Below are 24,909 nucleotides of genomic sequence, written 5' to 3'. Positions count from 1 at the left end.
GGGGCCCGGGGCCTTCCTGCTCCTGATCTGACAGAATCCAAAAAAACTGTAAAAACTGAGGTGCCCGGATAATAATTATCCGGGCACCTCAGTTTTTTAAATTCGCTCCTCACCTTACAGGGAAACACCCCTTTTCCAGGGGATAAAATCATTCTGGTCCAGTTGCATGGCCTTTGTCTTTTCTTCGCCACTTGCCACACGCACGATAAATTCTAATATTTCCTCCCCCATTTCTTCGATAGATTTCTCTCCCCGTATCACGGCTCCCGTATCCACATCGATAATATCGGGCATTTTACGTACCAGTTCGGTATTGGAAGAGACCTTGACAACCGGGGTAACGGGATTACCCGTAGGTGTCCCCAATCCGGTAGTAAATACAATGATGTTTGCCCCGGAACCTGCCAGCCCAGTAGTACTTTCCACATCGTTTCCGGGTGTACACAACAGGTTGAGCCCGGGTTTGGTTACATATTCCGTATAATCCAGAACAGCAGTTACGGGAGAAGTACCTCCCTTTTTGGCTGCCCCTGCCGACTTCATGGCATCGGTAATGAGACCATCGCGGATATTCCCCGGGGAAGGGTTCATATCAAAACCGGAACCGGCATCTATGGCCGATTGCTCATAGGCTTTCATAAGGGCCAGGAATTTTTCCGCATCTTCATCTTCCACACAACGGTTAACAAGTTCCTGCTCTACCCCGCACAACTCGGGGAATTCGGAAAGTACGGGAGATCCTCCGAGGGCAGCCAGCAGATCTGAGGCATAGCCCAGTGCGGGATTGGCGGAAATCCCGGAAAATCCGTCAGAACCTCCGCACTCCAGCCCCACTTTAAGCTTAGACAAAGGTGCGGGTATCCGTTTTATCTTATCTGCTTCTTTAATGGCCTCAAAAGATTCCCTGATTATGGTATTGAGCATATCCTCTACGGTGCCCATCTTCTGTTGCTCGTAAATAAGGACGGGCTTTTTGAGATCGGGATTGATCTTTTTTACCGCTGCCTGGAAAATATCTATCTGCAGGTTCTGACATCCGAGGCTGAGTACCGTTGCACCGGCTACATTCGGATTATTCACATACCCTGCCAGAAGCCTGGCCAGTGTTACGGAATCCTGCCGGATACCTCCGCAACCTCCCTGATGGGTGATAAACCTTACTTCTATGTTATCAAAGATCCCTTTGTCCCGCTCTTCTTCCATAACGGGGGTTTTCCCGGTATCCCCGCTTATCAGGCTACGGAGCAGGAGCCTTTGGCTGTTGGTCTTGTAATAGGACAGTTCTTTTTCGAAAACATCTTTCAGTAATTCTATATTCCGGTTTTCACAAAATACCAGAGGGAAGAAGAGCCATACATTGGCTGTTCCTACCTGTCCGTCCTCTCTGGGGTATCCCATAAAGGTCCTGTCTTTCCACCGGGTTATATCCGGGGCTTTCCAGGAAGTGGTTTCCGTTTTTCCGGAAACTTTACCGCTCTGGTGCTTCACGTTCTCCGTGGTTAAAAGACCTCCTTTGGGAATATATTCACTGGCCTTCCCCACAAGCACACCATACATCAGTATCCGGTCCCCTTCTTCCAGGTCCGTAAGCGCTATTTTATGTTTCGCCCTGCTATCGGATATCACCCGGATATCACTCCCTTCGAAGGTCACTGTTTCGCCTGCCTTCAGATCTGACAAGGCTACAGCTACATTATCCTCCGGGTGTACTTTAATTAATTTCGTTTTCATCTTCAATCCATTTTTTAGTTCTGAACAACTGCATCCGGCACGGGAGACAGGGGTTTTACTTTGCCCTTAAACCCGTTTTCCCATACCTCAGCCCTCATTTACACGGCTGTTTCCCTGTATTTCTCCAGGCCTTTTTCCACACCGTGTTCTTCGATATTCTCCAGGGCGGCGGCTACGGCATCTTCAAGTCCGGGGGCCGTTTTTGTCAGGTCCTCATCCCAGAAATACGTATTGCCGAGTATACTGTTTACCGTCTCTCCATATCCCGGGAGCTCCCATGCTTCTTCAAAAGCCTTTACGATATCGTTACTGTCCTGTACCGGCAGGCCGGCACCTTTCCATTCCCCTTTGTAAAAACGGATCAGGCATGCCATGGCGTATACCAGGTTTACCGGAAGTTCACCTTTTCGCCGGTAATATTCCGTAAGGCTGGGCAACACCCTTACCTTGAATTTGGAAACCGAATTGAGAGCTATACTTGCCAGCCGATGCTTTATAAACGGGTTCCGGAAGCGGTCCATTACCTGTTCCGCAAAATCCCGGAGTTCCGTTTCATCCATATCAAGTGTTGGAATGATCTCATCAAATACCACATCCTTTACAAAACCGCCTGTAAACCCGTCGTCAATAGTCTCTTTTACGGTTTCGTTGCCGTACAGGAGTGAAAACGGCACCATCGCCGTATGTGCTCCGTTCAGTATACGCACTTTACGGGTGCGATAAGGTTGTATGCTATCCACTATTTTTATGTCCAGTCCGGCTTTGTCCAGCGGTATTTTTGCCGTCAGTTCCTCTTTGCCTTCTATAACCCACAGCAAAAAGGTTTCGGCAGATACCATCAGTTTATCTTCATAAGACAACTGGCCCTGGAATTCCCCGAGTTGATCTTTGGGATATCCGGGAACAATACGGTCTACCAGGGTATTATGAAAACTGTTGTGCTGTTCTATCCAGTCTTTAAATTCGCTGCCAAGTTCCCACAATTCCACATACTTCAGGATAATTTCCTTCAGGGCATCAGCATTGTTATTGATAAGTTCACAAGGAATGATCGTCAGTCCTTTCGCCGGGTCTCCCTTAAAATGCTTAAACCTGCGGTGTAACAGCACCGTTAGTTTCCCCGGGAAAGAAGAAGGTGGCTGCATATCGGGCGTGTCTTTCTCTTCAAAGGCTATCCCGGCTTCCGTGGTATTGGAAATAACAAACTGAAGTTCTTCCTCTTCGGCCAGATCTAGGTAGGCACCAAAACCGGCGTACGGATCAATTCCCTGCTGAATACAGGATATTAATCTTTTTTCCTGTATTTCCTCGCCCTTCTGAACACCTTTCATAAACAACGTATACAATCCGTCCTGATCATTGAGAAGGTTTACCAATCCGTTCTCCAGCGGCTGGACCACTGCGACTCCCGCCTGAAAATCCGCTTCTTCGTTCAGCTTATCTATGACATAATCGACAAAGGCCCTCAAAAAGTTACCTTCACCGAATTGCACCACCTTTACCGGGAACTTCGCTTCAAGTTCCTGACTCTTCCTGTCCAGTTTTTTCATTTGTTTTTTAATCCGTTTATTTCTCTTGCTCCGAAGTGCGGACAACAGCCCGGCTCTCCGGATTTCAGTTAGTTTATTTTTGTTAATCGGTTATTCTCTCCGGCATTTAATATTATAACCGGTTTAATTCGTGTTTTAAATACACTTTAATTATCAGCACTACAGGTATCCCTATGCCTGTCATGGCATCATAACACTCACATAACGCCCCCGCTTAATCCTCCATAAGGCCAGGCAGCCAGGTAGAGATTTCCGGAATATAGGTAACCAGCAACAGCACTATAAACATGGCGATGAAAAGTGGCACCAGGGGCTTTATCACCTTTTGAATGGTAGTCTGTGCTATGCCTACACCGACAAAAAGGACCGATCCTACCGGTGGTGTACAGAGTCCTACACAAAGATTCATTACCATCATGATCCCGAAATGCACCGGGTCCACCCCCAGATCTTTCACCACGGGCAAAAATATGGGCGTAAATATCAGTACTGCCGGGGTCATATCCATAAACATCCCTACAACCAGCAATATGAGGTTTATCATCAGCAGGATAACATACTTATTATCACTGAGCCCAAGCAAAGCCGCACTTACGGACTGGGGTATATCTTCGTAGGACATCACCCATGACATGGCCATGGAAGTCGCTATAAGGAGCATTACGATAGAATTGGTCCTTGCCGAACTCAGAAATACTCTGTACAATTTTTTCATGTCCATTTCCTTGTATACAAAGGAAAGTACCAGGCTGTATAAAACGGCAATCCCCGACGCTTCGGTAGCTGTGAATATCCCGGCGACTATACCACCTATAACCACAACCAGCAAAAACAGACTGGGAAATGCATTCAAAAAAGAGGTAAGTACCTGCTTTACCGTAGATCTTTCTCCTGCCGGATATTTCTTTCGTTTTATCCATACCGCGGCAACTGCCATGAGAGCAAGCCCCATCAGAATACCGGGAATATAACCTGCCAGAAACAGGGCCGCTATGGAAACCCCGCCACTTGCCAGTGAATATACAATAAGGATGTTGGAAGGCGGAATAACCAGTCCTGTTGTCGAAGAAGTTACATTCAGTGCGGCGCCAAACTCCCTGGAATAACCTTCTTTTTCCATATGAGGCCCCAGTATACCGCCTATGGCGGAGGTTGCGGCCAGCGCCGAACCGGAAATAGCCCCGAACAGCATTGCCGAAACTACGTTTACGTAAGACAAGCCCCCCGGCAATGAGCCTATGAGCGACTTGGCAAATGTAATAAGCCTTTCGGCTATACCGCCCTGGTTCATGATTTGGCCTGCCAGTACAAAGAAAGGAATGGCCAGCAGGGCAAAACTATCCAGGCCGGTAGCCATTCGCTGGGCCACCGTGGTAAAAGCCGGAAGAGAATCTATGGTAACCAGCATGGTAACCAGGCTGGATATACCTATGCTCCAGGCCACCGGAACACCTATGGCCAGTAACAGGACAAACGATATCAGAAGTATAAGTATCTCGGTAATCATATCAAATATTTTTCAGGGTTCGTAATTTCTATCCACTTGTATATGAGTATCACCACACCGCTCAACGGTATAACAGTGTACACATAAGACAATGGCAGGTGCAAAGCTGCGGAGCTCTGCCCCAGGATATGATTGAGATATACCAGTCTGGCACCACCTATGATAAATACCAGAATACTGAATAACATAATAAGACAGTTGATAAATATTCTGAGGTTCATCCTGTCTGCTTTTTTCAGTCTGGGAGGCAGTATTTCTATAGCAAGATGGTCTTGCTGTCCGGAGCAGTAGGCCGCGCCCAGAATACCTACCCAAATGAGTAAAAACCTGGCTATTTCTTCGGTTACCGAACTCGGTGCATTAAGTATGTATCGGGAAAAAACCTGCCATAAAACAGCCACTACCAGTATGGCGAGAAGTACCACGAGAAAACCTCCAAGTAACCTGTCTATTTTTTTCTTCATAATCCGTTAAGTTGGTTTTTTTAATAAAATTGATTGATTTGATTTATTCCGGATTGACCGGGTTTATTCTGCCTGAATAGCTTCTATGATCTCTTTCAGGTGTTTGTCCTTTTTAAAAGCCTCATACATAACGGAAACTTTTTCCCGGAAAGGTTCTTTATCCGGATATATAACCTCTACTCCTGCTTTTTTGATCTCCTCGAGTGCATGATTCTCCGCTTCTTCCCATATCTTCCTCTCGTATACAACCGATTCCATGGCCGCTTCTTCCAGCCATTTCTTTTCCTGGTCGCTCAGCGAATTCCAGATAGTAGTACTTATCAGCAGCATATCCGGAAGGGTAGTGTGTTCATCGACAATATAATACTTACACACTTCGTAATGATGCGACAGATAAAAGCTGGGCAGGTTATTTTCCGCTCCGTCCACAATGCCTTGCTGTAAAGCGGTATACAGCTCTCCCCAGGAGATCGGGGTAGGTGACCCTCCCAGGCTCTTAACCATATCTATAGCTGTCTGGCTCTCCATCACACGGAGTTTTAACCCCCTAAGGTCTTCCGGTTTACGCACGGGTTTCTTGGTATAAAAACTCCGGCTTCCCGCATCGTAAAAAGCAACCCCCTTTAATCTTACTCCCACACTGGCATTCAGAAGTTGTTTTCCTATTTCTCCGTCCATAACTTTATGGGAGTGTGCCTTGTCCCGGAACAAGAAAGGCAATCCGAACAATTTAAAATCGGGAACAAAATTTTCGAGTACTCCTACGGAGACTTTAGTCATTCCCAGGCTGCCTATCTGCAGTAACTCCAGGCACTCTCTTTCCGTTCCCAGCTGCTGACTGGGATATATCTTTATCTGCATGCTGCCGTCCGATTTCTCCGCGAGTCGTTTGGCCATAAAAGTCATGGCTTCGTGGACCGGGTGCGAGGCGTCCAGGCCATGCCCCAGTTTTATCACTTTCACTTTTCCGGCTTCCTGACAGGAAGAAAAGAGCATAAAAAACAGGGCAAGGACGGTATATTGAATCGAACTTCGTTTTTTTATCATTTTTTTGGCAAGATTGATTGATTATTGTCTTTTGCGGTCTCTTTACTGCATACGCCTTATTATCTGACCTTATTTATTATGGCTACGACCTCTTTCACCGTGCCGGTAATCCTCTCCGGGTCATAGCTGCCGTCCGCATTTTTCGTGAAGAGTTTAGATCCTATGCCCACACAGTGTACTCCGGCACCGAACCAGGCGGAAAGATTTTCTTCCGTAGGTTCTACTCCTCCGGTAGGCATAATGCTTGTCCACGGAAACGGGCCTTTCACTGCCTTCACAAATTCAGGTCCTCCTACCTGTGTTCCCGGAAATATTTTTACGACTTCGGCACCCAGTTCTTCGGCATGGGAAATCTCTGTGAGTGAACCGCAACCGGGAGACCACATTACTTTTCTGCGGTTACATACCTTAGCCATCTCCGGGTTTAGTACGGGAGATACTATAAAGGCTGCGCCCAATTGCAGATAAAGCGATGTGGTACCGGGGTCCACTACGGAACCTACTCCGAGTATCATCTCCGGAAGTTCTTTTTCGGCATATCTATTGAGTTCGGCGAAAACTTCGTGCGCATAATCGCCCCTGTTGGTAAATTCAAAAACCCTGGCACCGCCATCATAACAGGCCTTTAAAACCGTTTTGCATACTTCCGCATCCTTGTGATAGAAGACCGGAACGATACCGGTTTCTTTCATCTTTAACGCTACGGATATTCTTGTAAATCGGGACATAAGCTATTATTGTGTTATCTGGTTATTTATATTATCGGGTTCACTGCTATTTAAATAATGACCATCGGTATGGTTATTATTACCGTTTTATCCTACCGGATATATTCCCTTCGACCACCTCTAAAACTTCCGCTACCGATACGAGGTTTACGTCTCCTTCAATGGTATGTTTCAGGGCGCAGGCGGCATTGGCAAATGCTATGGTTTTCCGGTCATCGAAGTGTTGCAATCCGTAGATAAGCCCGGCAGCGTAAGCATCCCCGGTACCTATCCTGTCTACTACATGGGCAACTTCCAGCGCTTCGGTCTCCAGGTATTCCTCTCCGTTCCAGGCCCTGGCGCTTATTTTCTGTGAGGAGGCATTGCCCCCGTTCCTCACTTTGTCAAAGACCTTTGTTATGGAAGGAAACCGTTCTAACAATTCTTTGGCTGCTTCTGTAAAGCCATCTTTATCACTTGTGTGGGTTGTTCCGAGTATTTCATTGATCTCGTTTACACCACCGATAAAAATCGTCGAATATTCCAGCATATCTGTCAGTATCCTGCGGGCATCTTTACCATAATTCCAGAGGTCTTTCCTGTAGGTAGGATCTGCCGTGACGTTCATTCCGTTCTTCCGGGCCTGTTTCAGCCCTTCCTGCAGCGTTAACCACGCTCCTTCGGAAATCGCGGGAGTTATCCCTGTCCAGTGAAACCAGCCGGCGCCCTCCATTATCTCTTCCCAGTTTACCATCTCCGGCTGTATTCCGGCAAATGCGGAATGGGCCCTGTTATATGCTATGGTACTGGAACGCATAACCGCACCGACTTCGAGAAAATAAAGTCCCAGAGGAGCATTGCGTTTTACCACCCCGGAAGTATTTATGCCATACCGTTTCATCGTACCTATTGCCGCCTGCCCTACGATATCATCGGAAACACAGGTTACATGCTTTACTTCATTCCCGAAATTTGCCAGTGAGGCTCCCACGTTCATTTCGGTTCCCCCGAAGTAAAATTCCAGTTTATTACTCTGGCTTATCTTTTTATACCCTTCCGGGGACAGCCTCATAAGTACTTCTCCGAAAGTAACCGTTTTATCCATAAAATTCTTTTTATTGGCAATATAGTGATCTTTGGTTTTTCTTCCTCCCTGTTCCGTCCCGAATCCGAAACCGTTTTTTATTTATCCCGAATAATCAACCTGGTTTAATCTCACCCGGTAATCGGCTGTTTGTTTTAATATATCGTCAGGAACAAAACAGAAGTACCCGAGGTAACTGTTAAATCTTCCCTGTAACATAGAGGCGGAAATCCGACATCTTACTACCTGATCAGAACCCGAAATAGTCTTTCGCATTATTGTAGCAGATATCCGAAACTATTTTTCCTATCCACTCCATATCGGCGGGCAGTTCCCCGTTTTCGATCTCTTCCCCGAAGAGGTTACATACCAGTCTTCGGAAATACTCATGTCTCGGGAATGACAGAAAGCTTCTCGAATCGGTAAGCATGCCCACAAAACAACTGATAAGTCCCATATTGGAGAGGGCGTTCATCTGTTTGGTCATTCCGTCTTTCTGATCCAGGAACCACCATCCGGAACCGAACTGTACCTTTCCCTTTACACTGCCGTCGTTAAAATTACCTATCATACTGGCCATAACCTCATTATCTGCAGGGTTAAGGTTGTACAAAATGGTTTTGGCAAGCTTGTTTTTACTGTCCAGTTTATTCAGAAAACGGGACAACGCTACCGATTGCGTAAAATCACCAATAGAATCCCATCCGGTGTCAGGTCCGAGAAGGCGGTTCATCCTGCTGTTGTTATTTCTCAGTGCTCCCAGGTGAAACTGCTGCACCCAACCAAATTCACAATAAGTTTCCGCCAGGAAGTACAATACGGCACTCTGGAATTTCAAAGCTTCTTCACGAGTTATTGTTTTCCCGTTTCTTTTCTTTTCAAAAACAGCTTTTACTTCCGCCTCGGTATAATCTTCACTGTATATCTGTTCCAATCCGTGATCGGAAACCCTGCTTCCGTTATCGTGGAAGTACTGTATCCTTTTTTTCAGCACTTCCAGAAGATCATTGTAATTCCCTATAGCCATTCCCGCCGCTTCCCCGAGTTTTTCCACATAGTCATTAAACCCTTCGTTGGTGATCATAATAGCCTTATCGGGGCGGAAAGAAGTGGTCACTTTCACCGGGTAGTCACTTCCTGCCAGCTTTTGGTGATGTTCCAGCGAATCCGTAGGGTCTTCCGTAGTACAAACCACTTCCACGTTCATTTTGGTCAGCAAGCCGCGACAACTGTATGCCGTCGTATTCAGTTTCTCATTGGCCTGCCTGTATATCTCATCTGCCGTTTTTTCGCTCAGTAATGTCTCTATACCGAAATATCTTTTGAGCTCCAGGTGTGTCCAGTGGTAAAGGGGATTGCGCAGCGTGTAAGGCACTGTTTCTGCCCATGCCCGGAATTTTTCCTCATCTGTTCCGTTCCCGGTTATGTACTTCTCATCGATACCCAGGGTACGCATGGCACGCCACTTGTAATGATCTCCATAGATCCATATCTGTGTAAGGTTCTCAAAAACCTTGTCCCCGGCGATCTGATCGGGAGGCAAATGGCAATGGTAATCGATAATGGGTTGTTTTTCCGCATAGTTAAAATACAGTTCCCTAGCGTAATCGTTGCTCAGTAAAAAGCTTTCGTCCTTAATAAAACTCATGGTAAGATATTATCTGAATATGTTCTATCTCTGTGAACAGGTTAGGGTTTTCCCCTATCTCCTGTTCTTCTATTTTTCATTTGCGGGTTTTCCTATGGTGGCCAGTATACCCCCGTCCACATAAACGATCTGTCCGTTGACAAAATCACTCGCCCTGGATGCCAGGAAAACCACGGTCCCGGCCAGATCTTCCGGATCGCCCCATCTGCCGGTGGGGGTACGGTTAATAATAAACTCGTTGAAGGGGTTGCCATCCACACGTATAGGTGCCGTCTGGGACGTGGCAAAATACCCCGGACCAATACCATTCACCTGGATATTGTATTTGGCCCATTCCGTAGCCAGGTTGCGGGTAAGCATTTTCAGGCCTCCTTTGGCCGCCGCATAAGCACTTACATTGTTCCTTCCCAGTTCACTCATCATTGAGCAGATATTAATAATCTTTCCGGCTTTTCTTTCTACCATTCCTTTTGCCACAAGTCTGCTCATTATAAAAGGCCCTACAAGATCCACATCTATGACCCTTCGAAAATCTTCCACGGCCATATCCAGTGCCAGTTCGCGTTTGATGATTCCCGCATTGTTGACCAGGATGTCGACAGGACCGACTTCTCTTTCTATCTTCTCCACATTTTCGGCAGCAGCTTTCTCATCGGTTACGTCAAAAATATATCCCGACGTTTTATATCCTTTGGAAGTGTAATGTTTCAGGGCGCTTTCCAGTTTGGAAGGAGTTGTGCTGGTGATTACCAGTTCCGCCCCCGCTTCGCCGAGACCTTCTGCCATAGCCATTCCCAGGCCATGTGTCCCTCCCGTAACCATTGCGCGTTTGTTCGCTAAACTGAATAAATCCATATGGTATTATATTTTTAGACCGGTCACATAAACCGAAACCCGGAACGATTGTTCCCGGAGGCGTTTCCGTTTATGCGGCCATTGTTATCTTCTTTTTTATTTCATTTCGTTCGGCGGGCATACATCCATGTCCCCATAATCGAGGTTCTCCCCTGCCATTCCCCAGATAAAGGAGTAATTGGAAGTGCCTGCCCCGGAGTGGATAGACCATTCCGGCGACAATACTGCCTGGTGGTTGTGCATAAATATATGCCTGGTTTCCTGCGGTTGTCCCATAAAATGACATACGGCATGCCCTTCGGCCAGGTCAAAATAGAAATATGCTTCCATCCTTCTTTCGTGTGTATGTGCCGGCATGGTGTTCCATATATTGCCCTCTACAAGTTCCGTCAACCCCATTTGCAACTGGCAGGTTTCTACTATACTGTTTACGATCAGCTTATTGAGTATCCTTTTGTTTGCGGATTTGTCATCACCGAGCGGTATGATTTCAGCCTCATCCTTACCCACTTTTTTAGTGGGGAACTTTTTATGTGCCGGCGCGGAATTTATATAGAAAAGCGGCTGTCCTTCCACAGAAGCGGAAAAGATCACTTCCTTGCTCTCTTTACCTATATAAAGGGCCTCTTTTTTGTGCAGGGTATACTCTACCCCGTCCACAATTACTTTACCGGTTGCCCCTACATTGATAACCCCCATTTCCCTGCGATCAAGAAAATTCTCGGATTTCAGATAAGGTATGGTCTCCAGAACCAGATCTTTTTTTACCGGCATGGCACCTCCGACAATATACCTGTCATACATGGAATAAGTGAGTTTTATTTCATCTCCCGAGAAAACAGGGTCAATTAGAAATTCATCTCTCAGTTTTTGTGTGTCATACGTTTTTGCGTCCTTTGGGCTGGCCGCATATCTGAATTCTGCTGTAGTCATTTGAACAAATGTATTTTTGGTTAATGCAATCGATTACACAAATATAAAATAAAAATTTGCTTGTACTTAATAATTTTTGTTTTTTTCAACAATAGAAACATTTTTTTAATAAAAAGCACAAGCTATAATAGCTAATTCACAAAACTATCAAATATTTTCTTCCTGTCAATAACGGTTTTCTAAAAGATTTTGTAAAGTTTGTGAAATGTATTACGAATTCCCGTTTACCGGCAAAAAACACAGGTCCGGAAAAAAGGAAAAACAACCGGAAAAAAGGGTGATTTCGAAAATAGCGGGGAACGATGTGGAAAACACCTGTTTTAAAATCCGGGATTTACAGAACAGAAGCCCGTTAAGTTTTAAGTTTTCCATCCGGGCAACAAACCCGACAACCCTTACAGGAAAGGGCGCCATACGGAACGGAGTTGTGAAGTATACTTACGGAGAACTGTAGCACAACCCCGACCGGATGACATGTTTTTAGATATTGTTGAATTTATATGCCAGACCGTTACGAACTACAGGTCCCGGCTTTCTGTAAACAATGGGAAACCCTGCATATTCCTCCGGTCCCCGTACCGTATTTCCTATTTCAGGTATTTGTCCACCAGGTAAACCAGCGAAGCCATGGTCGCTGCCCCCAATTGCAATTCGCGCTTGTTTACATGTTCGAAGGTATCGTTTGCAGCATGGTGGTGGTCAAAATAACGCTGTGAATCAGGCATTAGTCCGGCCAGTACAATATCATTTTCTTTCAGCGGCCTGATATCTGCCCCGCTATGTCCTTTCCGGAAAAGATGGATCAGGTAAGGCTCAAATAAAGGTTTCCAGCTATTTATAAGATTGTATTGGCTGTCATTGCATTCCAGGTTGAACCCCCGCGGGGTAAATCCTCCGGCATCACTTTCAAGGGCAAATACGTGTTTTTCGTTTTTCGCTCTGGCCACTTCGGCGTATTTGTTTCCTCCTCTCAGTCCGTTTTCTTCATTCATGAACAATACCACGCGAAGGGTGCGTTTGGGTTTATACCCGGTTTTTTTTAAAAGCCGCAGCACTTCCATGCTTTGCACGCAACCCGCGCCATCATCGTGAGCGCCATCACCGAGATCCCAGGAATCCAGGTGTCCGCCTACAACCATGATCTCATCAGGACGTTCACTTCCCTTTATCTCACCGATTACATTATAGGATTTTACATCTTCGTACTGCCGGCAGGTTTGTTTGAGGTAAAAGCGTATATCCGGATTGAGTTTCAGCATACCGCTCAGCAACTCGGCACCGTTTGTGCTGATCGCCGCAGCCGGAATGCGTTGTGACTCGGGCATATCTCCATAGCTCATGGCCCCGGCATGCGGATAATCGTCCAGGCGCAGGTTCATAGAACGGACGATAACCCCGACTGCACCGTATTTCCCGGCTTCCATAGCCCCGGAGTAACGTTGGTCCACACATCCGCCATAAGCCTCAAAAGTTTGTATCAGGTTGGCCTGCATGGGCCGGTTGTAAAAAACGATCTTTCCTTCTACCTTTTCTCTTCCGAGTTTTTCAAGGTCCTCGAGCCCCTGTACCTCCACTACCTGTGCCTTAATTCCGGTGGCCGGGGTGGCTACGGAACCTCCGAGTGCACATACCGGGACATTGGTAGTTTTTCCCGGGGATGTTTCTATGTATGCTATTTCGGGAGTGCCTCTTACCCATTTCGGGACCATTACGGGCTGCAGCCATACGTTATCCAGCCCGAGGGAATCCAGTTGTTTTTTGGTATAGTTTACGGCCATTTCCGCATTCAGGGAACCGGAAAGCCTTCCTCCTATCTGATTGGACAGGTACTCCAGCCAGTCATATCCCTTCGCGTCCAGCAGGGCAGTATCGTATATGGCCCTTATTTGTTTTTCATCTTTATTTTGCCCGAAAACCGGGCCCAAAGCTATTAAAAAGACTAAAAAGATCAATTTCCTCATACGTGAAACAGGTGGTTTAGGATTAACATGATGTCCGGGAAGGCAGTTAAGGTGAGAAAATACGGGAACGGTGTTTACCTTTACTGCTTTTCTACCCTGACGATTCAAAAATAAGAACTATTGCTCACAATATCCTATTCCCCCTCCAACTGTTTTTTATAATATTCCAGGTTTGCCATGGTATCTTCATCCAGTTGCGGCTCCTTTATGTTTTTGTACTTTTTGAGTTCGTCATACAGAATGTCCGCGAGGATAAGCCTACAGGCTTTTTTATTATCGGCCGGAAGCACATACCAGGGGGCATGCGCCGTTGAAGTACGGTTTATAGCTTCCTCGTAATATTTCAGGTACTCATCCCAAAGTTTGCGTTCCTCCAGGTCGCCCGGGGAAAATTTCCAGTTCTTGCTCTTTTTGTTCAGCCGGCGGAGCAGGCGTTGCCTTTGCTCTTCCTTGGAAATATGCAGAAAAAATTTAAAGATCAGCGTACCGTTCTCCGCCACGAGCTTTTCGAAGTTATTGATCTGTTCAAAACGTTTGTCCCAGAATTCCGGGCCTATGTCGTTCACACTTTCGATACCGGGAATATTTTCATTCAGCACATACTCCGGGTGGACCCGTGTTACCAGTACGTTTTCGTAATGAGTGCGGTTGAACACGCTGAATTTCCCGCGTTCCGGCAATGCGAGATAATGCCGCCACAGATAATCGTGCCGCAATTCCAGCATTGAGGGGATTTTAAAACTGTGCACCACTACACCACGGGCATTGAGGTCCTTGAAAACCTCGCGGATAAGGCTATCCTTTCCGGCAGTGTCCATTCCCTGGATACAGATCAGTACGCCGTATTTTCCGTGGGCATACATCCGGTTCTGAAACTCTGCCAGTTTCTTCCGTTCTCCCGAAAGGGCTTCTTCCAGCTCTTCCTCCGTTGCCCCCAGCGTATTCAGGGTAGGGATGTCTTTTAACCGGACAGTTTCTTCTATCCTGTAGTGCGAAGTCTTGATTTTTTCCATATAACGTGGTTTACGGTTAAAGATAAAAAGAATTTCGCATAGTCCCGCTCCTCTTCTTCTGCCTGCCCCGCGATTCCTTATTAATTCTTATCTTTATGGAAAACCCCGCTAAACTCCCCACATGAACCGAAAGAAACGAATGGATATAGCCCTGCTGGCAATACGGCTGGCTTTTGGCTTCCGACTGATATACGGCGTATCGGATAATATCATGCACTGGGACCGGATGCTGGAATTCCGTGATTTTCTTCTCGAAAACGGCTTTCCCTTCCCCCTGATATGCGGCCTTATTTCCGTGTATACTCAATTATTTGCAGGTATAAGCTGGATCATCGGATATAAGGTCAGGGTTTTCAGCCTGTTGATGCTGCTTAACTTTACCATTGCCATTATACAGGTACACCTGTGGCACGGAGATTCTTATATACAAACAGCTCCTGCTATCCATATGCTGGTTGTAGCCTTCCTGATATATTTTGCCCATGCAGGAAAATATTCGGCAGATGCCTACCTGGAAAAAAAGAAAAAAAAACACCAACGGCATGTTCAAACCTTTTAGCCCATGAAGAATATGATCCACACCCAGTACGAACTGGTAAAGCAATCGCGGGAGATATTGCTGGATTACTGCGCCGGCATTTCCCCGAAAGACTTTACGGCAGAAAACAGCACATTTGGCAGGGGAAGCATCCGGAACCTGCTGGTACATACAGGTAACACCTATGAATTCTGGATAGGGGAACAGGCATTGCAGAAAGTGAAGGTGCCCACTCCCTATCATGCCATCCCTGCGGTGAACGAATTACGGCTTTTTTACAAAGACATCGACATGCTCATGGAGGAATTTCTCAACCGCTATCTGCCCGACTTCAGCAAGGCCATAACCGTTCGTAAAAAGGGAGAGACCGAAAATATCCGGCCACTACAGCTGTTCACCCATGTCATTACCCATGAATTTCACCATAAAGGGCAGGTACTTTCCCTGAGCAGGCACCTGGGATATATTCCGGTTGATACGGATATTATCCGTTAACGGCAGGTGCCCCGCTATTTCAATCCGCAAAGCACCGGGAGAAAAACCCCTGTAACGAACCTGTGAGACCAAACTAACAATGTTTCCATATTAATTCCTATTTTTGCGGCACATATGGTTTGCTCATTTTTGGCGAACAACTTATAATACCGAAAGAAAATGATACAGATCAAATCACCGGAACAAATAGAGCTGATGCGGGAAAGTGCCCTGATCGTATCCAGGACACTGGGTATGCTGGCCAAAGAAGTAAAACCCGGTGTTACTACTTTATATCTCGACAAACTGGCGGAAGAGTTCATTCGCGATCACGGGGCCGAACCGGGCTTCCTGGGATTGTATGACTTTCCGAATACACTTTGTATGAGCCCCAATGCCCAGGTAGTTCATGGTATTCCGAACGACACTCCTATGGAAGAAGGCGATATTATTTCTATCGATTGCGGAGCAGTGAAAAACGGATTCTACGGAGACCATGCCTATACTTTCGAAGTCGGCGAAGTGAGTGACGATATAAAAAATCTACTCCGTATCACCAAAGAATCACTCTACGAGGGAATAAGACAATTCCGTGCCGGTAACAGGGTAGGTGATGTGGGGTTTGCCATACAGCAATACTGTGAAAACCACGGTTATGGTGTGGTACGCGAACTGGTTGGCCACGGACTGGGCTCTAAAATGCACGAAGATCCGGAAATGCCCAATTACGGCAAACGGGGCCGGGGAAAGAAATTTGCCGAAGGTATGGTGGTCGCTATCGAACCGATGATAAATATGGGCACACAGCGCATCAAACAACTGAGGGACGGCTGGACCATCCTCACTGCCGATGGCAAACCCAGTGCGCATTTTGAACATGATGTAGCTATTGTAAACGGTAAGCCCGAACTGCTTTCCACTTTTGCCTATATTTACGAGGCCCTGGGAATTCAAAGCAATGAAGAAGACGAATTCCGGAAAGAGGCCCTCGTACTGTAATATGCCTTTTTTCCAATATCCCAATCCCGTTTGTCCCGGAAGCCCCCGTAATGAAAAGGTTGTTTAAAGCCATATTGCGTTTTATACCCAGGCCCTGGCTTATACGGGCGAGTTACTGGGTGAGTCCTGTGATGGCCGTTGCCATGCGTGGAAATACTTACACCGATCCCATAGACGGCAGAAGCTACCGGTCTTTTCTCCCTTACGGATATGAAAAACAGCGGGAAAACGTCCTGTCGCCCGGTACGCTTTCCCTGGAGAGGCACCGGCTCCTGTGGCTTTACCTGAAGCATGAGACAGATTTTTTCACCGCTCCGAAAAAAGTATTGCATTTTGCCCCGGAGCAGGCTTTCTATAAACGCTTCCGCAAACAGCAGAACCTTGATTATACCACCACCGACCTGGAATCACCGTTGGCCGATGTAAAGGCGGATATCTGTCATCTCCCTTTCGAGGACAACAGTTTCGACATTATTCTCTGTAACCATGTTCTGGAACATATTCCGGATGACACTACAGCCATGCGTGAGCTATATCGCGTACTGAAACCGGGCGGAATGGGAATTTTCCAGATACCGCAGGACCTTAACCGGGAAGACACCTTTGAGGACAACTCCATCACCGATCCCAGGGAAAGGGCGGCGATTTTCGGCCAGTACGATCATGTAAGGGTATACGGACGGGATTATTTCGACAAACTGCGCAGCATAGGCTTTAAGGTCAAAGAAGTGGATTATACCCGACAACTTCCTCCGGAAGCAGTACAACGCCATGTCTTGGCCCCGGGAGAAATCATTCCCGTTTGTTTCAAATAAGAAGAAGTCCGGAACCTTTTCAATTTTTTACTCCACAATAAGGGATTTAAACCCTTCTGTCATATATCTCTGCATTTTGTTATTTTCATCCATATACAGGATGAATGCATGTACGTCGGGTTTCTTTTTCAGCAATTCTTTAGCTTTTTCCAATCCCGTCACCATAAATGTGGTCGCATAGGCATCGGCCTCCATACAGGTTCTGGCAACTATTGTGGTACTTAATACATTTCCCTTTTTGGTATATCCGGTGACCGGGTCTATGGTATGCACATATTTTTCACCGGTGATGGTATCGGTAATAGTCTTGCGATAATTTCCGGAAGTGGCCATTCCCATGTCTTTCAGGTGAATTTTAGCTATAAAAGAACGCTCTTCCTCCTCCTGTAAAGGATCATCTATGGCAACCACCCATTCCCTGTCCTTGGCCGTATTCCTGCCACGTGTGGCGAGCTCACCCCCTACTTCGGCTATAAAATTGTCAATCCCCCTGTCGAGAAAAAAATCAACGATAACATCTACCGTATATCCCTGCGCAATGGCATTAAAATCAAAATATATGTTTTTGTTTTTCTTGCGAATGGTATTACGGGAAGTAAGGGCCACCTTATCAAAACCACAATATTGCAACAGGCTGTCCACCTTGGTGCTGTCCAGAGGTATCCTGTGATGATCGGGACCAAATCCCCAGGCCCTGACCAAAGTACCTATTGTAGGATCGAAGCTTCCCCCCGATTCCTCCCATACGCTCTGTGAGGCCAGGAAAACATTCCGGAAATTCTCGTCCACCACTACGGTACTGTCGCCGGAATTGATTTTGGATATATCCGAATCCGGCCGGTACGTGGACATGGACATGTCTATGGACAGCAATATGGAATCTATCGCGGGTTTAAGATCTTCTCCTTTACGGTCCGTTATATATTTTATATTATAAGTACTCCCCTGCGCCTCTCCACGGATAATTACCGCTTCGGGCTTGGTAGCCGGCTGGCAGCCCGTAAGTCCGGCACCTGTTATAAATAATACTGCTGCTATGTTAAACAATCTCCTGGATACCATCATAGTTTATAACATAATTACGGTCTCTTACAACCGGTTCTTCATAATTTTCCGCATTGGCTATACCCACACCGGCATAGTACGTCCTCGCCTTGAACTTAAGAGCGTGCTCTCTCATAATCTCCATATATACCACATCGAACTCTTTGGGGTTTTCAGGATAAAGCACGGCCTTTACCACCACAAAGTGCAGTTTTTTGTTCTTCAGGCATACAAACTGGGGGTCTTTTTTGAGCTTGCTGTTTACAGCGATAAACTCAAAACCCTTTGCTTCCAGGTCTTTCCCGACAACGTTCATAGCGAGGTTATGCAATTCCTGTTCACTAAGAATTTCCATGCGGCAAAGATACTTATTTAAAAGGGATTCGCCGCCTAAAACCACGGTTTGTATAGAAAAGCAGGTTAGGTACTACGATGGTACGCGCACGCCTTTTCTTCTCTGTAACCACTGTTACACAGTTCCGGAAAGTTGTACGTACTTTTGTTCCATAATTTTATGCAGATTATGGATTTTATCTTTAAACCATTTCCGTGGTACCTCTCCGGGGTGCTTATCGGAGCCGTGATGCTCCTGTTAATATACATGGGTAAAAATTTTGGTATGTCTTCGAACCTCCGTACCCTTTGTTCTGTTTTCGGGGGCGGTAAATATTCCGGATTTTTTCGTTTTGACTGGAAAGCCCAGCGGTGGAACCTTCTCGTTGTTCTGGGAGCGATGATCGGCGGATTTATCGCAGTTCATTTTCTGTCGGACGGCAGCGGTGTAAACCTGAACCCGGAGACGGTTGCTCAACTGGGCCGAATGAATATTGATGCACCGGAAGGAAAACTGCTACCGGATGCCATATTCGGTATGGAGAATGCTTTCACTCCGAAAGGCCTACTGATATTGCTGGGGGGAGGTTTTCTTGTGGGATTCGGGGCCCGTTATGCGGGAGGATGCACTTCCGGACATGCCATAAGCGGCATAAGCAACCTGCAACTGCCCTCGGTGATCGCTGTTATCGGTTTTTTCCTGGGCGGATTGCTGATGTCCCATTTTATACTCCCGCTTATCTTTTGACAAGAGATCAGCCTAAAAACAATTGTTATATGAAATTTATCAAGTTCTTGCTCGTAGGTATCTTTTTCGGAATTGTACTCACCAAGTCCGAGGCGGTTTCGTGGTACAGGATATATGAAATGTTCCACTTTCAGTCCTTTCACATGTACGGTATTATCATGGTAGCCATAGGTACCGGGGTTATGGGCATACAGGTTTACAAACGCAAAAAGATGAAAAATACGGAAGGGGAGATCATCCGGATTCCGGATAAGGACAAAGGTATCACCCGTTATCTTTTGGGGGGCATTCTCTTCGGGCTCGGATGGGCACTGGCCGGGGCATGTCCCGGGCCCATGTACATTCTTTTCGGGGCAGGTTTCTGGAGTATGGGTATCGTTATCGTGGGTGCCCTGGCCGGAACTTTTGCATACGGACTGCTCAAAGATAAATTGCCGCATTAAGTACCCGAAGGCATTATAGAAAAAGCCTGCCGGACGAATGATCCGGCAGGCCCTGCTTATCAATTTATCAATCTCTTCGCCTAATTTTTAAGCGGCAGAAATCCGTAATTTTCGGAATAATCCAGCATCTGTGCTTCAAAGCTCTCCGGCTGCGTTACTTTAATAGCGGTAATCTCACCGGCATCATCGGTTTCCGGTACCAGCACAGGGTTTACAAAACCACTGTAAGGAGCCGATTTAAATACTTTGTTCCTGTCCAGGACTTCCTTGTGCACCTCCGGGTCTACCTTCACCCCGTATCCTTCCACAAGCGCTTTGGCCGCTTCGTAATCCCCTTCGGACTTTATGCGCTGGGTCTCGCGAAGCAATTCCCCGAATAATTCTCTCAGTTTATCGTAATCGTTAATATTGTAATAGGTCTTACCATCCCTGTTTATCTTTTCTATGACATTGTCCTTCTTACCTTTTTCGTAGACCCAGGCAGCTACCCACTGGCGGTTTCGCATATGTGCTTCTTCCACATCCTTGCCAAGTTCCAGGCGAACAAGCTGTGTGAGCAAACCATTGCGTATGTAGCCGTCATATTCTGCCATGGCGACCTTTCGATAATCATCAGCCAGGCCAAGTTCCTGTATTTTAGGGTCCATAATATAATACAGCCCTACCAGGTCCGCTCTTCCTTCTTCGAGCGTAGAGGCATAGTTTTTAAGAGTTTCCTTGGTTTCCCCGACACCCGGATTCAGTTTTCCGGAAGCATGTCCTATCACTTCATGGAGGGCCGTATGCAGTTTTCCTCCCAGGTCGCCGTACTTTCTGGCCAATTCCAGTTCTTCCTCATCATTGACAAATTCTTTTAAACGATCCCCGCTTCCGGCATTGTTATATGCCTCTATGATATTTCCCAAAGACACGGATTTGGAGCCATGTGCTGTGCGGATCCAGTTTGCATTGGGAAGATTTACCCCTATGGGAGTGCTGGGAGATGCATCTCCGGCCTCACCGGCTACGATCACGGTTTTGTAAGACACTCCCACTACATTTTCCTTTTTGTGTTCGGGCATTAAAGGCGAATTGTCTTCAAACCATTGTGCATTATGGGCCAGAACTTCCATCTTTTTAGACATCTCAAAATCCTTGATTTGTACAATGGATTCATATGAACCGCGATATCCCTTGGGATCGTTGTACACCTCTATGAAACTGTTGATATAATCGATATTGCCTTCCGTGGCTTCGGTCCAGGCTACATTATACTCATCCCAGGTTCGCAGGTCCCCAGTTTTGTAATAATCTATAAGTAAACCGAGGGCTTCTCCCTGTTTTTTATTTTCTGCCACTCCTTTAGCCTTCTCAAGCCAGTAAATGATCTTGTCAATGGCTTTACCATACATTCCGCCGCTTTTCCAGACTTTCTCTACCAGCTTACCATTTTCCTTAACCAGTTTTGAATTAAGGCCGAAAGAAAGCGGTTTTGCCGGGTCGGGAGATTTCATCTTCGCATAGAAGGCATCTACTTCATCCGCGCTGATGTCCTCACCGTAGAAATTTATTGCCGATCCCTTTATCAGGCCTTTGGAAGCATCCAGGTTTACTTTTTTGGCATCGGCATCATTAAAGAGTATGTCCGCAACGGCACCGTCAAGTTCTGTCCCCGTTTCCTTCAGAAGGATATCCAGATATTCTTTACTAAAACCCGGTTTTATTTTATCATTGGAATAATGGTGATGGATACCATTGGAAAACCATACACGCTTGAGGTAAACTTCAAATGCCTTCCAGTTGTCCGACTCTTTATCTCCCTGATAGCTTTTATAAATATTTTCCAGGGCCTTTCGTATTGTCAGGTTGTGTTTGTAATTCTGGTCCCACATGATATCTCTTCCTGAAAGACCTGCCTGCGTAAGGTAATAAACCAGTTTTTGTTCTTTAAGGCTCAGGTTATCCCAGCCCGGTATCTGATAACGGAGAACACGAAGGTCCGCAAACTGCTCTACGACATAATCAAACTTTTTTTCCGAAACTTCCGGTTTTTTCTCCCGGTTCTCCTTTTTTTCATCGCCACAGGAAAATAATAATCCGCATGCCAACAAAAAGCTAACCCCTATTTTTGTATTCATGTTTAGTGATTTTTGAATAGAATGACACAAAAATAACAATTATACAACTACAATTAACCTAAATGTTATTTTTTGAATTCCAGGGACCGGCAGGGAAGCAAAACTTCGGGTTGCGGATTACAACCTGTTGTTGGTATTGATGCAGAGAAATCTGAAAAAACAAAAAGACCGATGCAGCAATTGCATCGGTCTTTTGTATAATAATATTCTCTCCGGACCGGATTATCCTCCGAAGTCGTCGAATCTTACATTCTCAGGTGGTACGCCGAAGTCATCGCACATTTTTTCCACCGCTTTGTTCATCAACGGAGGTCCGCAGAAATAAAACTCTATATCTTCGGGCGCCTCGTGATGATTCAGGTACTGATCTATAACCGCCTGGTGTACGAATCCAAGGAATCCGTCCCCTTCGGCATCATCTACATTTTTCTTTTCTTTCCAGTTATCTTCCGGCAGCGGCTCGGACAACACTACATAGAACTTGAAGTTAGGGAATTCATCTTCCAGTTCTTTAAAGTGATCAAGGTAGAACAATTCCCTTTTGGAACGTCCTCCATACCAGTAACTCACTTTTCTACCGGTTCTCAGGGTTTTGAACAGGTGATACAGGTGCGAACGCATGGGGGCCATACCTGCCCCTCCACCTACGTAAAGCATTTCTGCCTCCGAAGGATTGATAAAGAATTCTCCGTAAGGTCCGGAAATAACCACTTTATCGCCTTTTTTCCTGGAGAAAATATAAGAAGACGCTATACCCGGATTTACATCCATCCAGTTATTTTTGGCGCGGTCCCAAGGCGGTGTTGCAACCCGGACATTAAGCATGATCTCTCTTCCTTCCGCAGGGTAAGAAGCCATGGAGTAAGCACGCTCAACCGTCTCGTCGTTTTTCATTACCAACGGCCACAGATTGAATTTATCCCACTCCATTTTGAACTTTTCGGGTTCTCCCGGGTGTTCCTTAGGGTGTGCGGTAATATCGATATCCTTAAATTCCACCACACATTTGGGGATTTCGATCTGGATGTAACCTCCCGGCTGATAATCCATATCCTCGGGGATCTCCACAACGAATTCCTTAATAAAAGAAGCCACGTTATAATTCCTGACCACAACCGCTTCCCATTTCTTGATCCCGAATACTTCTTCCGGAACTTCTATGGTCATGTCCTGCTTCACTTTTACCTGGCAACCCAACCGCCATCCTTCGGCAATCTCTTTCCTGGTAAAGTGCGGTTCTTCCGTAGGAAGGATATTCCCTCCTCCTTCCAGTACCCGGCACTTACACTGAATACAGGTGCCACCGCCACCACAGGCAGACGGCAGAAATATTTTGTTGTTCCCCAGGGTTGACAGCAGCGTGCCCCCGGAAGAAACCTCAACATCCTTTTCGCCATTGATATGCAGGGATACCGGTCCTGACGGTACTAATTTGGCCTTAGCCCCAAGGAGGATAATAACCAATACCAGGATCAATAACACACATGCTACAATACTCACTAAGATTACTGAATAATCCATATCTTAAATATAAAACAATTTATAATGAAATTCCCATAAAACTCATAAAGCCTATCGCCATCAACCCGGTAATGATAAAAGTTATCCCCAGTCCACGCAGGGGTGCGGGAACATTGGAATAGGTGATTTTTTCACGGATAGCGGCAATGGCCAATATGGCAAGGAACCAACCTATACCGGAGCCAACTCCGTATATAGCGGACTCTCCTACACCTCCGAAGTCCTTTTGCTGCATGAACAGCGATCCCCCGAGGATAGCACAGTTTACCGCAATAAGAGGGAGGAATATACCGAGTGCTCCGTATAGCGCGGGAGCAAATTTTTCTACAACCATCTCCACAAGCTGCACCATTGACGCGATCACCGCAATAAACATGATGTAGCTGAGAAAGCTTAAATCCACATTTGCATAACTCTCACCCATCCACGACAAAGCTCCGGGTTTCAAAAGATAGTTATCCAGCAAATAGTTGATAGGAACCGTAATCGCCAGTACAAAAATAACGGCGGCTCCGAGACCAACTGCTGTTTTTACGGTTTTGGATACCGCAAGGTAAGAACACATGCCCAGGAAGTAGGCAAAAATCATGTTCTCTATGAAAATACTCCTTACAAAAAGATTTACGTAATCCATGTTTCTGATTTTTACAAGGGTGTTGCCTCTATTCTTTTTCTATTAATTTTCTGTTCCTGGAACGTTGCATCCAGATGAAGATACCAACGGTTATCAACGCCATAGGCGGGAACAGCATAAACCCGTTATTCTCATATCCCAGTGCATACAAACCGGTAGATTCTGCCATGGTAACCCCTTTATGCCCCAATACCTCTATACCGAATAATTTACCAGAACCGAACAACTCCCTGAAGAAAGCCACTACGATAAGGATAAGGCCATAACCGGCCGCGTTACCTATGGCATCCAGGAAAGACTTCCACGGGCCATTACCTAGGGCAAAAGCTTCCAGGCGCCCCATCAGGATACAGTTGGTAATAATCAAACCTACGAATACGGAAAGCTGTTTACTTACATCATAGGCAAAAGCTTTCAGCACCTGGTCTACCAGAATTACCAGGGAAGCAACAATAACAAGCTGCACGATAATACGGATACGGCTGGGGATCATGCTGCGGAGCAACGATACCACAACGTTACTACAGGCAAGTACCGCCAATACCGCAAGGCTCATTACCACTGCAGGTTTCAACTGAACAGTGATCGCAAGCGCAGAACATATACCCAGTACCTGTACGGTAATCGGGTTGTTATCATTTAACGGATCGGATATCAGCTGTCTGTTCTTTTTGGAAAAAAGCGGTTCTTTTTCTTCGGAAACAAACAGAACTATGGGTGATTTTTTTTCTTTTTTACTCATG

The 24,909-nt window shown here is 46.1% G+C and carries 25 protein-coding genes; 7 read left to right on the top strand and 18 right to left on the bottom strand.

The annotated features are described in order from the left end of the window. Window positions 1-114 precede the first annotated feature (114 nt). The 10 genes from ED312_RS01260 to kduI form a co-directional block, all read right to left on the bottom strand. Entirely contained in the window at window positions 115-1,731 is a 1,617-nt protein-coding gene (locus ED312_RS01260) for a UxaA family hydrolase (protein WP_123214163.1), read from the bottom strand. A gap of 98 nt (window positions 1,732-1,829) precedes the next feature. Then, complete coding sequence (locus tag ED312_RS01255) at window positions 1,830-3,281, bottom strand: tagaturonate reductase (protein WP_123214162.1); 1,452 nt, start codon at window positions 3,279-3,281, stop codon at window positions 1,830-1,832. Window positions 3,282-3,495: 214 nt separating this feature from the next. Further along, window positions 3,496-4,788 (bottom strand): TRAP transporter large permease, encoded by a 1,293-nt coding sequence (locus ED312_RS01250; RefSeq protein WP_123214161.1) that lies wholly within the window; start codon window positions 4,786-4,788, stop codon window positions 3,496-3,498. Further along, window positions 4,785-5,252 (bottom strand): TRAP transporter small permease, encoded by a 468-nt coding sequence (locus tag ED312_RS01245; RefSeq protein ID WP_123214160.1) that lies wholly within the window; start codon window positions 5,250-5,252, stop codon window positions 4,785-4,787. The genes ED312_RS01250 and ED312_RS01245 overlap by 4 nt, the downstream gene beginning before the upstream one ends. A gap of 63 nt (window positions 5,253-5,315) precedes the next feature. Then, window positions 5,316-6,299 (bottom strand): TRAP transporter substrate-binding protein, encoded by a 984-nt coding sequence (locus tag ED312_RS01240; RefSeq protein ID WP_123214159.1) that lies wholly within the window; start codon window positions 6,297-6,299, stop codon window positions 5,316-5,318. Window positions 6,300-6,358: 59 nt separating this feature from the next. Continuing rightward, window positions 6,359-7,027, bottom strand: coding sequence for a bifunctional 4-hydroxy-2-oxoglutarate aldolase/2-dehydro-3-deoxy-phosphogluconate aldolase (locus ED312_RS01235; protein ID WP_123214158.1), 669 nt, complete (start codon window positions 7,025-7,027; stop codon window positions 6,359-6,361). Between the two features lie 79 nt (window positions 7,028-7,106). Next, the gene (locus tag ED312_RS01230) at window positions 7,107-8,111 is read right to left on the bottom strand and encodes a sugar kinase (RefSeq protein WP_123214157.1); all 1,005 of its coding nucleotides are present in this window, start codon (window positions 8,109-8,111) and stop codon (window positions 7,107-7,109) included. A 229-nt stretch (window positions 8,112-8,340) separates the two neighbouring features. After that, on the bottom strand, window positions 8,341-9,738 hold the full coding sequence (gene uxaC / locus ED312_RS01225) for a glucuronate isomerase (RefSeq protein ID WP_123214156.1): 1,398 nt from the start codon (window positions 9,736-9,738) through the stop codon (window positions 8,341-8,343). 69 nt (window positions 9,739-9,807) lie between these two features. Beyond that, complete coding sequence (locus tag ED312_RS01220; protein ID WP_123214155.1) at window positions 9,808-10,593, bottom strand: gluconate 5-dehydrogenase; 786 nt, start codon at window positions 10,591-10,593, stop codon at window positions 9,808-9,810. A gap of 96 nt (window positions 10,594-10,689) precedes the next feature. Next, a complete protein-coding gene (kduI, locus tag ED312_RS01215) occupies window positions 10,690-11,526 on the bottom strand; it encodes a 5-dehydro-4-deoxy-D-glucuronate isomerase (protein ID WP_123214154.1) in 837 nt (278 codons plus the stop codon). A 205-nt stretch (window positions 11,527-11,731) separates the two neighbouring features. On the opposite strand from kduI, the gene ED312_RS01210 reads away from it, so the two are divergent. After that, window positions 11,732-11,980: a hypothetical protein gene (locus ED312_RS01210; RefSeq protein WP_123214153.1), complete on the top strand. Its 249-nt coding sequence runs from the start codon at window positions 11,732-11,734 to the stop codon at window positions 11,978-11,980. Between the two features lie 133 nt (window positions 11,981-12,113). On the opposite strand, the gene ED312_RS01205 is transcribed toward ED312_RS01210, so the two are convergent. After that, complete coding sequence (locus tag ED312_RS01205) at window positions 12,114-13,487, bottom strand: M20/M25/M40 family metallo-hydrolase (protein ID WP_123214152.1); 1,374 nt, start codon at window positions 13,485-13,487, stop codon at window positions 12,114-12,116. A gap of 134 nt (window positions 13,488-13,621) precedes the next feature. Further along, window positions 13,622-14,500 carry a PPK2 family polyphosphate kinase gene (locus ED312_RS01200; RefSeq protein ID WP_123214151.1) on the bottom strand — a complete coding sequence of 293 codons (879 nt, stop codon included), beginning with the start codon at window positions 14,498-14,500 and terminating at the stop codon, window positions 13,622-13,624. Between the two features lie 121 nt (window positions 14,501-14,621). On the opposite strand from ED312_RS01200, the gene ED312_RS01195 reads away from it, so the two are divergent. The 4 genes from ED312_RS01195 (at window position 14,622) to ED312_RS01180 (ending at window position 17,326) form a co-directional block, all read left to right on the top strand. Beyond that, a complete protein-coding gene (locus tag ED312_RS01195; RefSeq protein WP_123214150.1) occupies window positions 14,622-15,059 on the top strand; it encodes a DoxX family protein in 438 nt (145 codons plus the stop codon). Window positions 15,060-15,062: 3 nt separating this feature from the next. Next, the gene (locus ED312_RS01190) at window positions 15,063-15,533 is read left to right on the top strand and encodes a DinB family protein (RefSeq protein WP_123214149.1); all 471 of its coding nucleotides are present in this window, start codon (window positions 15,063-15,065) and stop codon (window positions 15,531-15,533) included. A gap of 159 nt (window positions 15,534-15,692) precedes the next feature. Further along, the gene (map, locus tag ED312_RS01185; RefSeq protein WP_123214148.1) at window positions 15,693-16,511 is read left to right on the top strand and encodes a type I methionyl aminopeptidase; all 819 of its coding nucleotides are present in this window, start codon (window positions 15,693-15,695) and stop codon (window positions 16,509-16,511) included. A 50-nt stretch (window positions 16,512-16,561) separates the two neighbouring features. Then, window positions 16,562-17,326 carry a class I SAM-dependent methyltransferase gene (locus tag ED312_RS01180; RefSeq protein ID WP_123214147.1) on the top strand — a complete coding sequence of 255 codons (765 nt, stop codon included), beginning with the start codon at window positions 16,562-16,564 and terminating at the stop codon, window positions 17,324-17,326. Window positions 17,327-17,353: 27 nt separating this feature from the next. On the opposite strand, the gene ED312_RS01175 is transcribed toward ED312_RS01180, so the two are convergent. Beyond that, window positions 17,354-18,391, bottom strand: coding sequence for an FAD:protein FMN transferase (locus ED312_RS01175; RefSeq protein WP_240642977.1), 1,038 nt, complete (start codon window positions 18,389-18,391; stop codon window positions 17,354-17,356). Then, the gene (locus ED312_RS01170; RefSeq protein ID WP_123214146.1) at window positions 18,366-18,725 is read right to left on the bottom strand and encodes a Na(+)-translocating NADH-quinone reductase subunit F; all 360 of its coding nucleotides are present in this window, start codon (window positions 18,723-18,725) and stop codon (window positions 18,366-18,368) included. The genes ED312_RS01175 and ED312_RS01170 overlap by 26 nt, the downstream gene beginning before the upstream one ends. Before the next feature lie 168 nt (window positions 18,726-18,893). Between ED312_RS01170 and ED312_RS01165 the strand changes: the two genes are divergently transcribed. Next, the gene (locus tag ED312_RS01165; RefSeq protein ID WP_123214206.1) at window positions 18,894-19,451 is read left to right on the top strand and encodes a YeeE/YedE family protein; all 558 of its coding nucleotides are present in this window, start codon (window positions 18,894-18,896) and stop codon (window positions 19,449-19,451) included. Between the two features lie 29 nt (window positions 19,452-19,480). Further along, window positions 19,481-19,894: a DUF6691 family protein gene (locus tag ED312_RS01160; RefSeq protein WP_123214145.1), complete on the top strand. Its 414-nt coding sequence runs from the start codon at window positions 19,481-19,483 to the stop codon at window positions 19,892-19,894. An 80-nt stretch (window positions 19,895-19,974) separates the two neighbouring features. On the opposite strand, the gene ED312_RS01155 is transcribed toward ED312_RS01160, so the two are convergent. From ED312_RS01155 to ED312_RS01140, 4 genes are all read right to left on the bottom strand, one after another. Then, the gene (locus ED312_RS01155; protein WP_123214144.1) at window positions 19,975-22,011 is read right to left on the bottom strand and encodes a dipeptidyl-peptidase 3 family protein; all 2,037 of its coding nucleotides are present in this window, start codon (window positions 22,009-22,011) and stop codon (window positions 19,975-19,977) included. A gap of 222 nt (window positions 22,012-22,233) precedes the next feature. After that, complete coding sequence (gene nqrF, locus ED312_RS01150) at window positions 22,234-23,532, bottom strand: NADH:ubiquinone reductase (Na(+)-transporting) subunit F (RefSeq protein ID WP_123214143.1); 1,299 nt, start codon at window positions 23,530-23,532, stop codon at window positions 22,234-22,236. A gap of 19 nt (window positions 23,533-23,551) precedes the next feature. Further along, entirely contained in the window at window positions 23,552-24,166 is a 615-nt protein-coding gene (nqrE, locus tag ED312_RS01145; protein WP_123214142.1) for an NADH:ubiquinone reductase (Na(+)-transporting) subunit E, read from the bottom strand. A 28-nt stretch (window positions 24,167-24,194) separates the two neighbouring features. Then, a complete protein-coding gene (locus ED312_RS01140; RefSeq protein ID WP_123214141.1) occupies window positions 24,195-24,908 on the bottom strand; it encodes an NADH:ubiquinone reductase (Na(+)-transporting) subunit D in 714 nt (237 codons plus the stop codon). Between the last annotated feature and the right edge of the window lies 1 nt (window position 24,909).

This window comes from Sinomicrobium pectinilyticum (assembly GCF_003725735.1).
Lineage (GTDB): Bacteria > Bacteroidota > Bacteroidia > Flavobacteriales > Flavobacteriaceae > Sinomicrobium > Sinomicrobium pectinilyticum.
The sequence above is the reverse complement of the archived record's forward strand: the minus strand, read 5'-3'. Positions and strand labels throughout refer to the sequence as shown.

Bases quoted from the DNA above. Each gene is read 5' to 3' on its own strand.
- ED312_RS01250 (WP_123214161.1), bottom strand. From the start codon at position 4,788: ATGATTACCGAGATACTTATACTTCTGATATCGTTTGTCCTGTTACTG.
- ED312_RS01235 (WP_123214158.1), bottom strand. From the start codon at position 7,027: ATGTCCCGATTTACAAGAATATCCGTAGCGTTAAAGATGAAAGAAACC.
- ED312_RS01210 (WP_123214153.1), top strand. From the start codon at position 11,732: ATGTATTACGAATTCCCGTTTACCGGCAAAAAACACAGGTCCGGAAAA.
- ED312_RS01230 (WP_123214157.1), bottom strand. From the start codon at position 8,111: ATGGATAAAACGGTTACTTTCGGAGAAGTACTTATGAGGCTGTCCCCG.
- ED312_RS01155 (WP_123214144.1), bottom strand. From the start codon at position 22,011: ATGAATACAAAAATAGGGGTTAGCTTTTTGTTGGCATGCGGATTATTA.
- kduI (WP_123214154.1), bottom strand. From the start codon at position 11,526: ATGACTACAGCAGAATTCAGATATGCGGCCAGCCCAAAGGACGCAAAA.
- ED312_RS01170 (WP_123214146.1), bottom strand. From the start codon at position 18,725: ATGGAAATTCTTAGTGAACAGGAATTGCATAACCTCGCTATGAACGTT.
- ED312_RS01260 (WP_123214163.1), bottom strand. From the start codon at position 1,731: ATGAAAACGAAATTAATTAAAGTACACCCGGAGGATAATGTAGCTGTA.
- nqrF (WP_123214143.1), bottom strand. From the start codon at position 23,532: ATGGATTATTCAGTAATCTTAGTGAGTATTGTAGCATGTGTGTTATTG.
- ED312_RS01190 (WP_123214149.1), top strand. From the start codon at position 15,063: ATGAAGAATATGATCCACACCCAGTACGAACTGGTAAAGCAATCGCGG.
- ED312_RS01255 (WP_123214162.1), bottom strand. From the start codon at position 3,281: ATGAAAAAACTGGACAGGAAGAGTCAGGAACTTGAAGCGAAGTTCCCG.
- uxaC (WP_123214156.1), bottom strand. From the start codon at position 9,738: ATGAGTTTTATTAAGGACGAAAGCTTTTTACTGAGCAACGATTACGCT.
- ED312_RS01240 (WP_123214159.1), bottom strand. From the start codon at position 6,299: ATGATAAAAAAACGAAGTTCGATTCAATATACCGTCCTTGCCCTGTTT.
- nqrE (WP_123214142.1), bottom strand. From the start codon at position 24,166: ATGGATTACGTAAATCTTTTTGTAAGGAGTATTTTCATAGAGAACATG.
- ED312_RS01175 (WP_240642977.1), bottom strand. From the start codon at position 18,391: ATGATGGTATCCAGGAGATTGTTTAACATAGCAGCAGTATTATTTATA.
- ED312_RS01160 (WP_123214145.1), top strand. From the start codon at position 19,481: ATGAAATTTATCAAGTTCTTGCTCGTAGGTATCTTTTTCGGAATTGTA.
- ED312_RS01220 (WP_123214155.1), bottom strand. From the start codon at position 10,593: ATGGATTTATTCAGTTTAGCGAACAAACGCGCAATGGTTACGGGAGGG.
- ED312_RS01140 (WP_123214141.1), bottom strand. From the start codon at position 24,908: ATGAGTAAAAAAGAAAAAAAATCACCCATAGTTCTGTTTGTTTCCGAA.
- ED312_RS01245 (WP_123214160.1), bottom strand. From the start codon at position 5,252: ATGAAGAAAAAAATAGACAGGTTACTTGGAGGTTTTCTCGTGGTACTT.
- ED312_RS01180 (WP_123214147.1), top strand. From the start codon at position 16,562: ATGAAAAGGTTGTTTAAAGCCATATTGCGTTTTATACCCAGGCCCTGG.
- map (WP_123214148.1), top strand. From the start codon at position 15,693: ATGATACAGATCAAATCACCGGAACAAATAGAGCTGATGCGGGAAAGT.
- ED312_RS01200 (WP_123214151.1), bottom strand. From the start codon at position 14,500: ATGGAAAAAATCAAGACTTCGCACTACAGGATAGAAGAAACTGTCCGG.
- ED312_RS01195 (WP_123214150.1), top strand. From the start codon at position 14,622: ATGAACCGAAAGAAACGAATGGATATAGCCCTGCTGGCAATACGGCTG.
- ED312_RS01205 (WP_123214152.1), bottom strand. From the start codon at position 13,487: ATGAGGAAATTGATCTTTTTAGTCTTTTTAATAGCTTTGGGCCCGGTT.
- ED312_RS01165 (WP_123214206.1), top strand. From the start codon at position 18,894: ATGGATTTTATCTTTAAACCATTTCCGTGGTACCTCTCCGGGGTGCTT.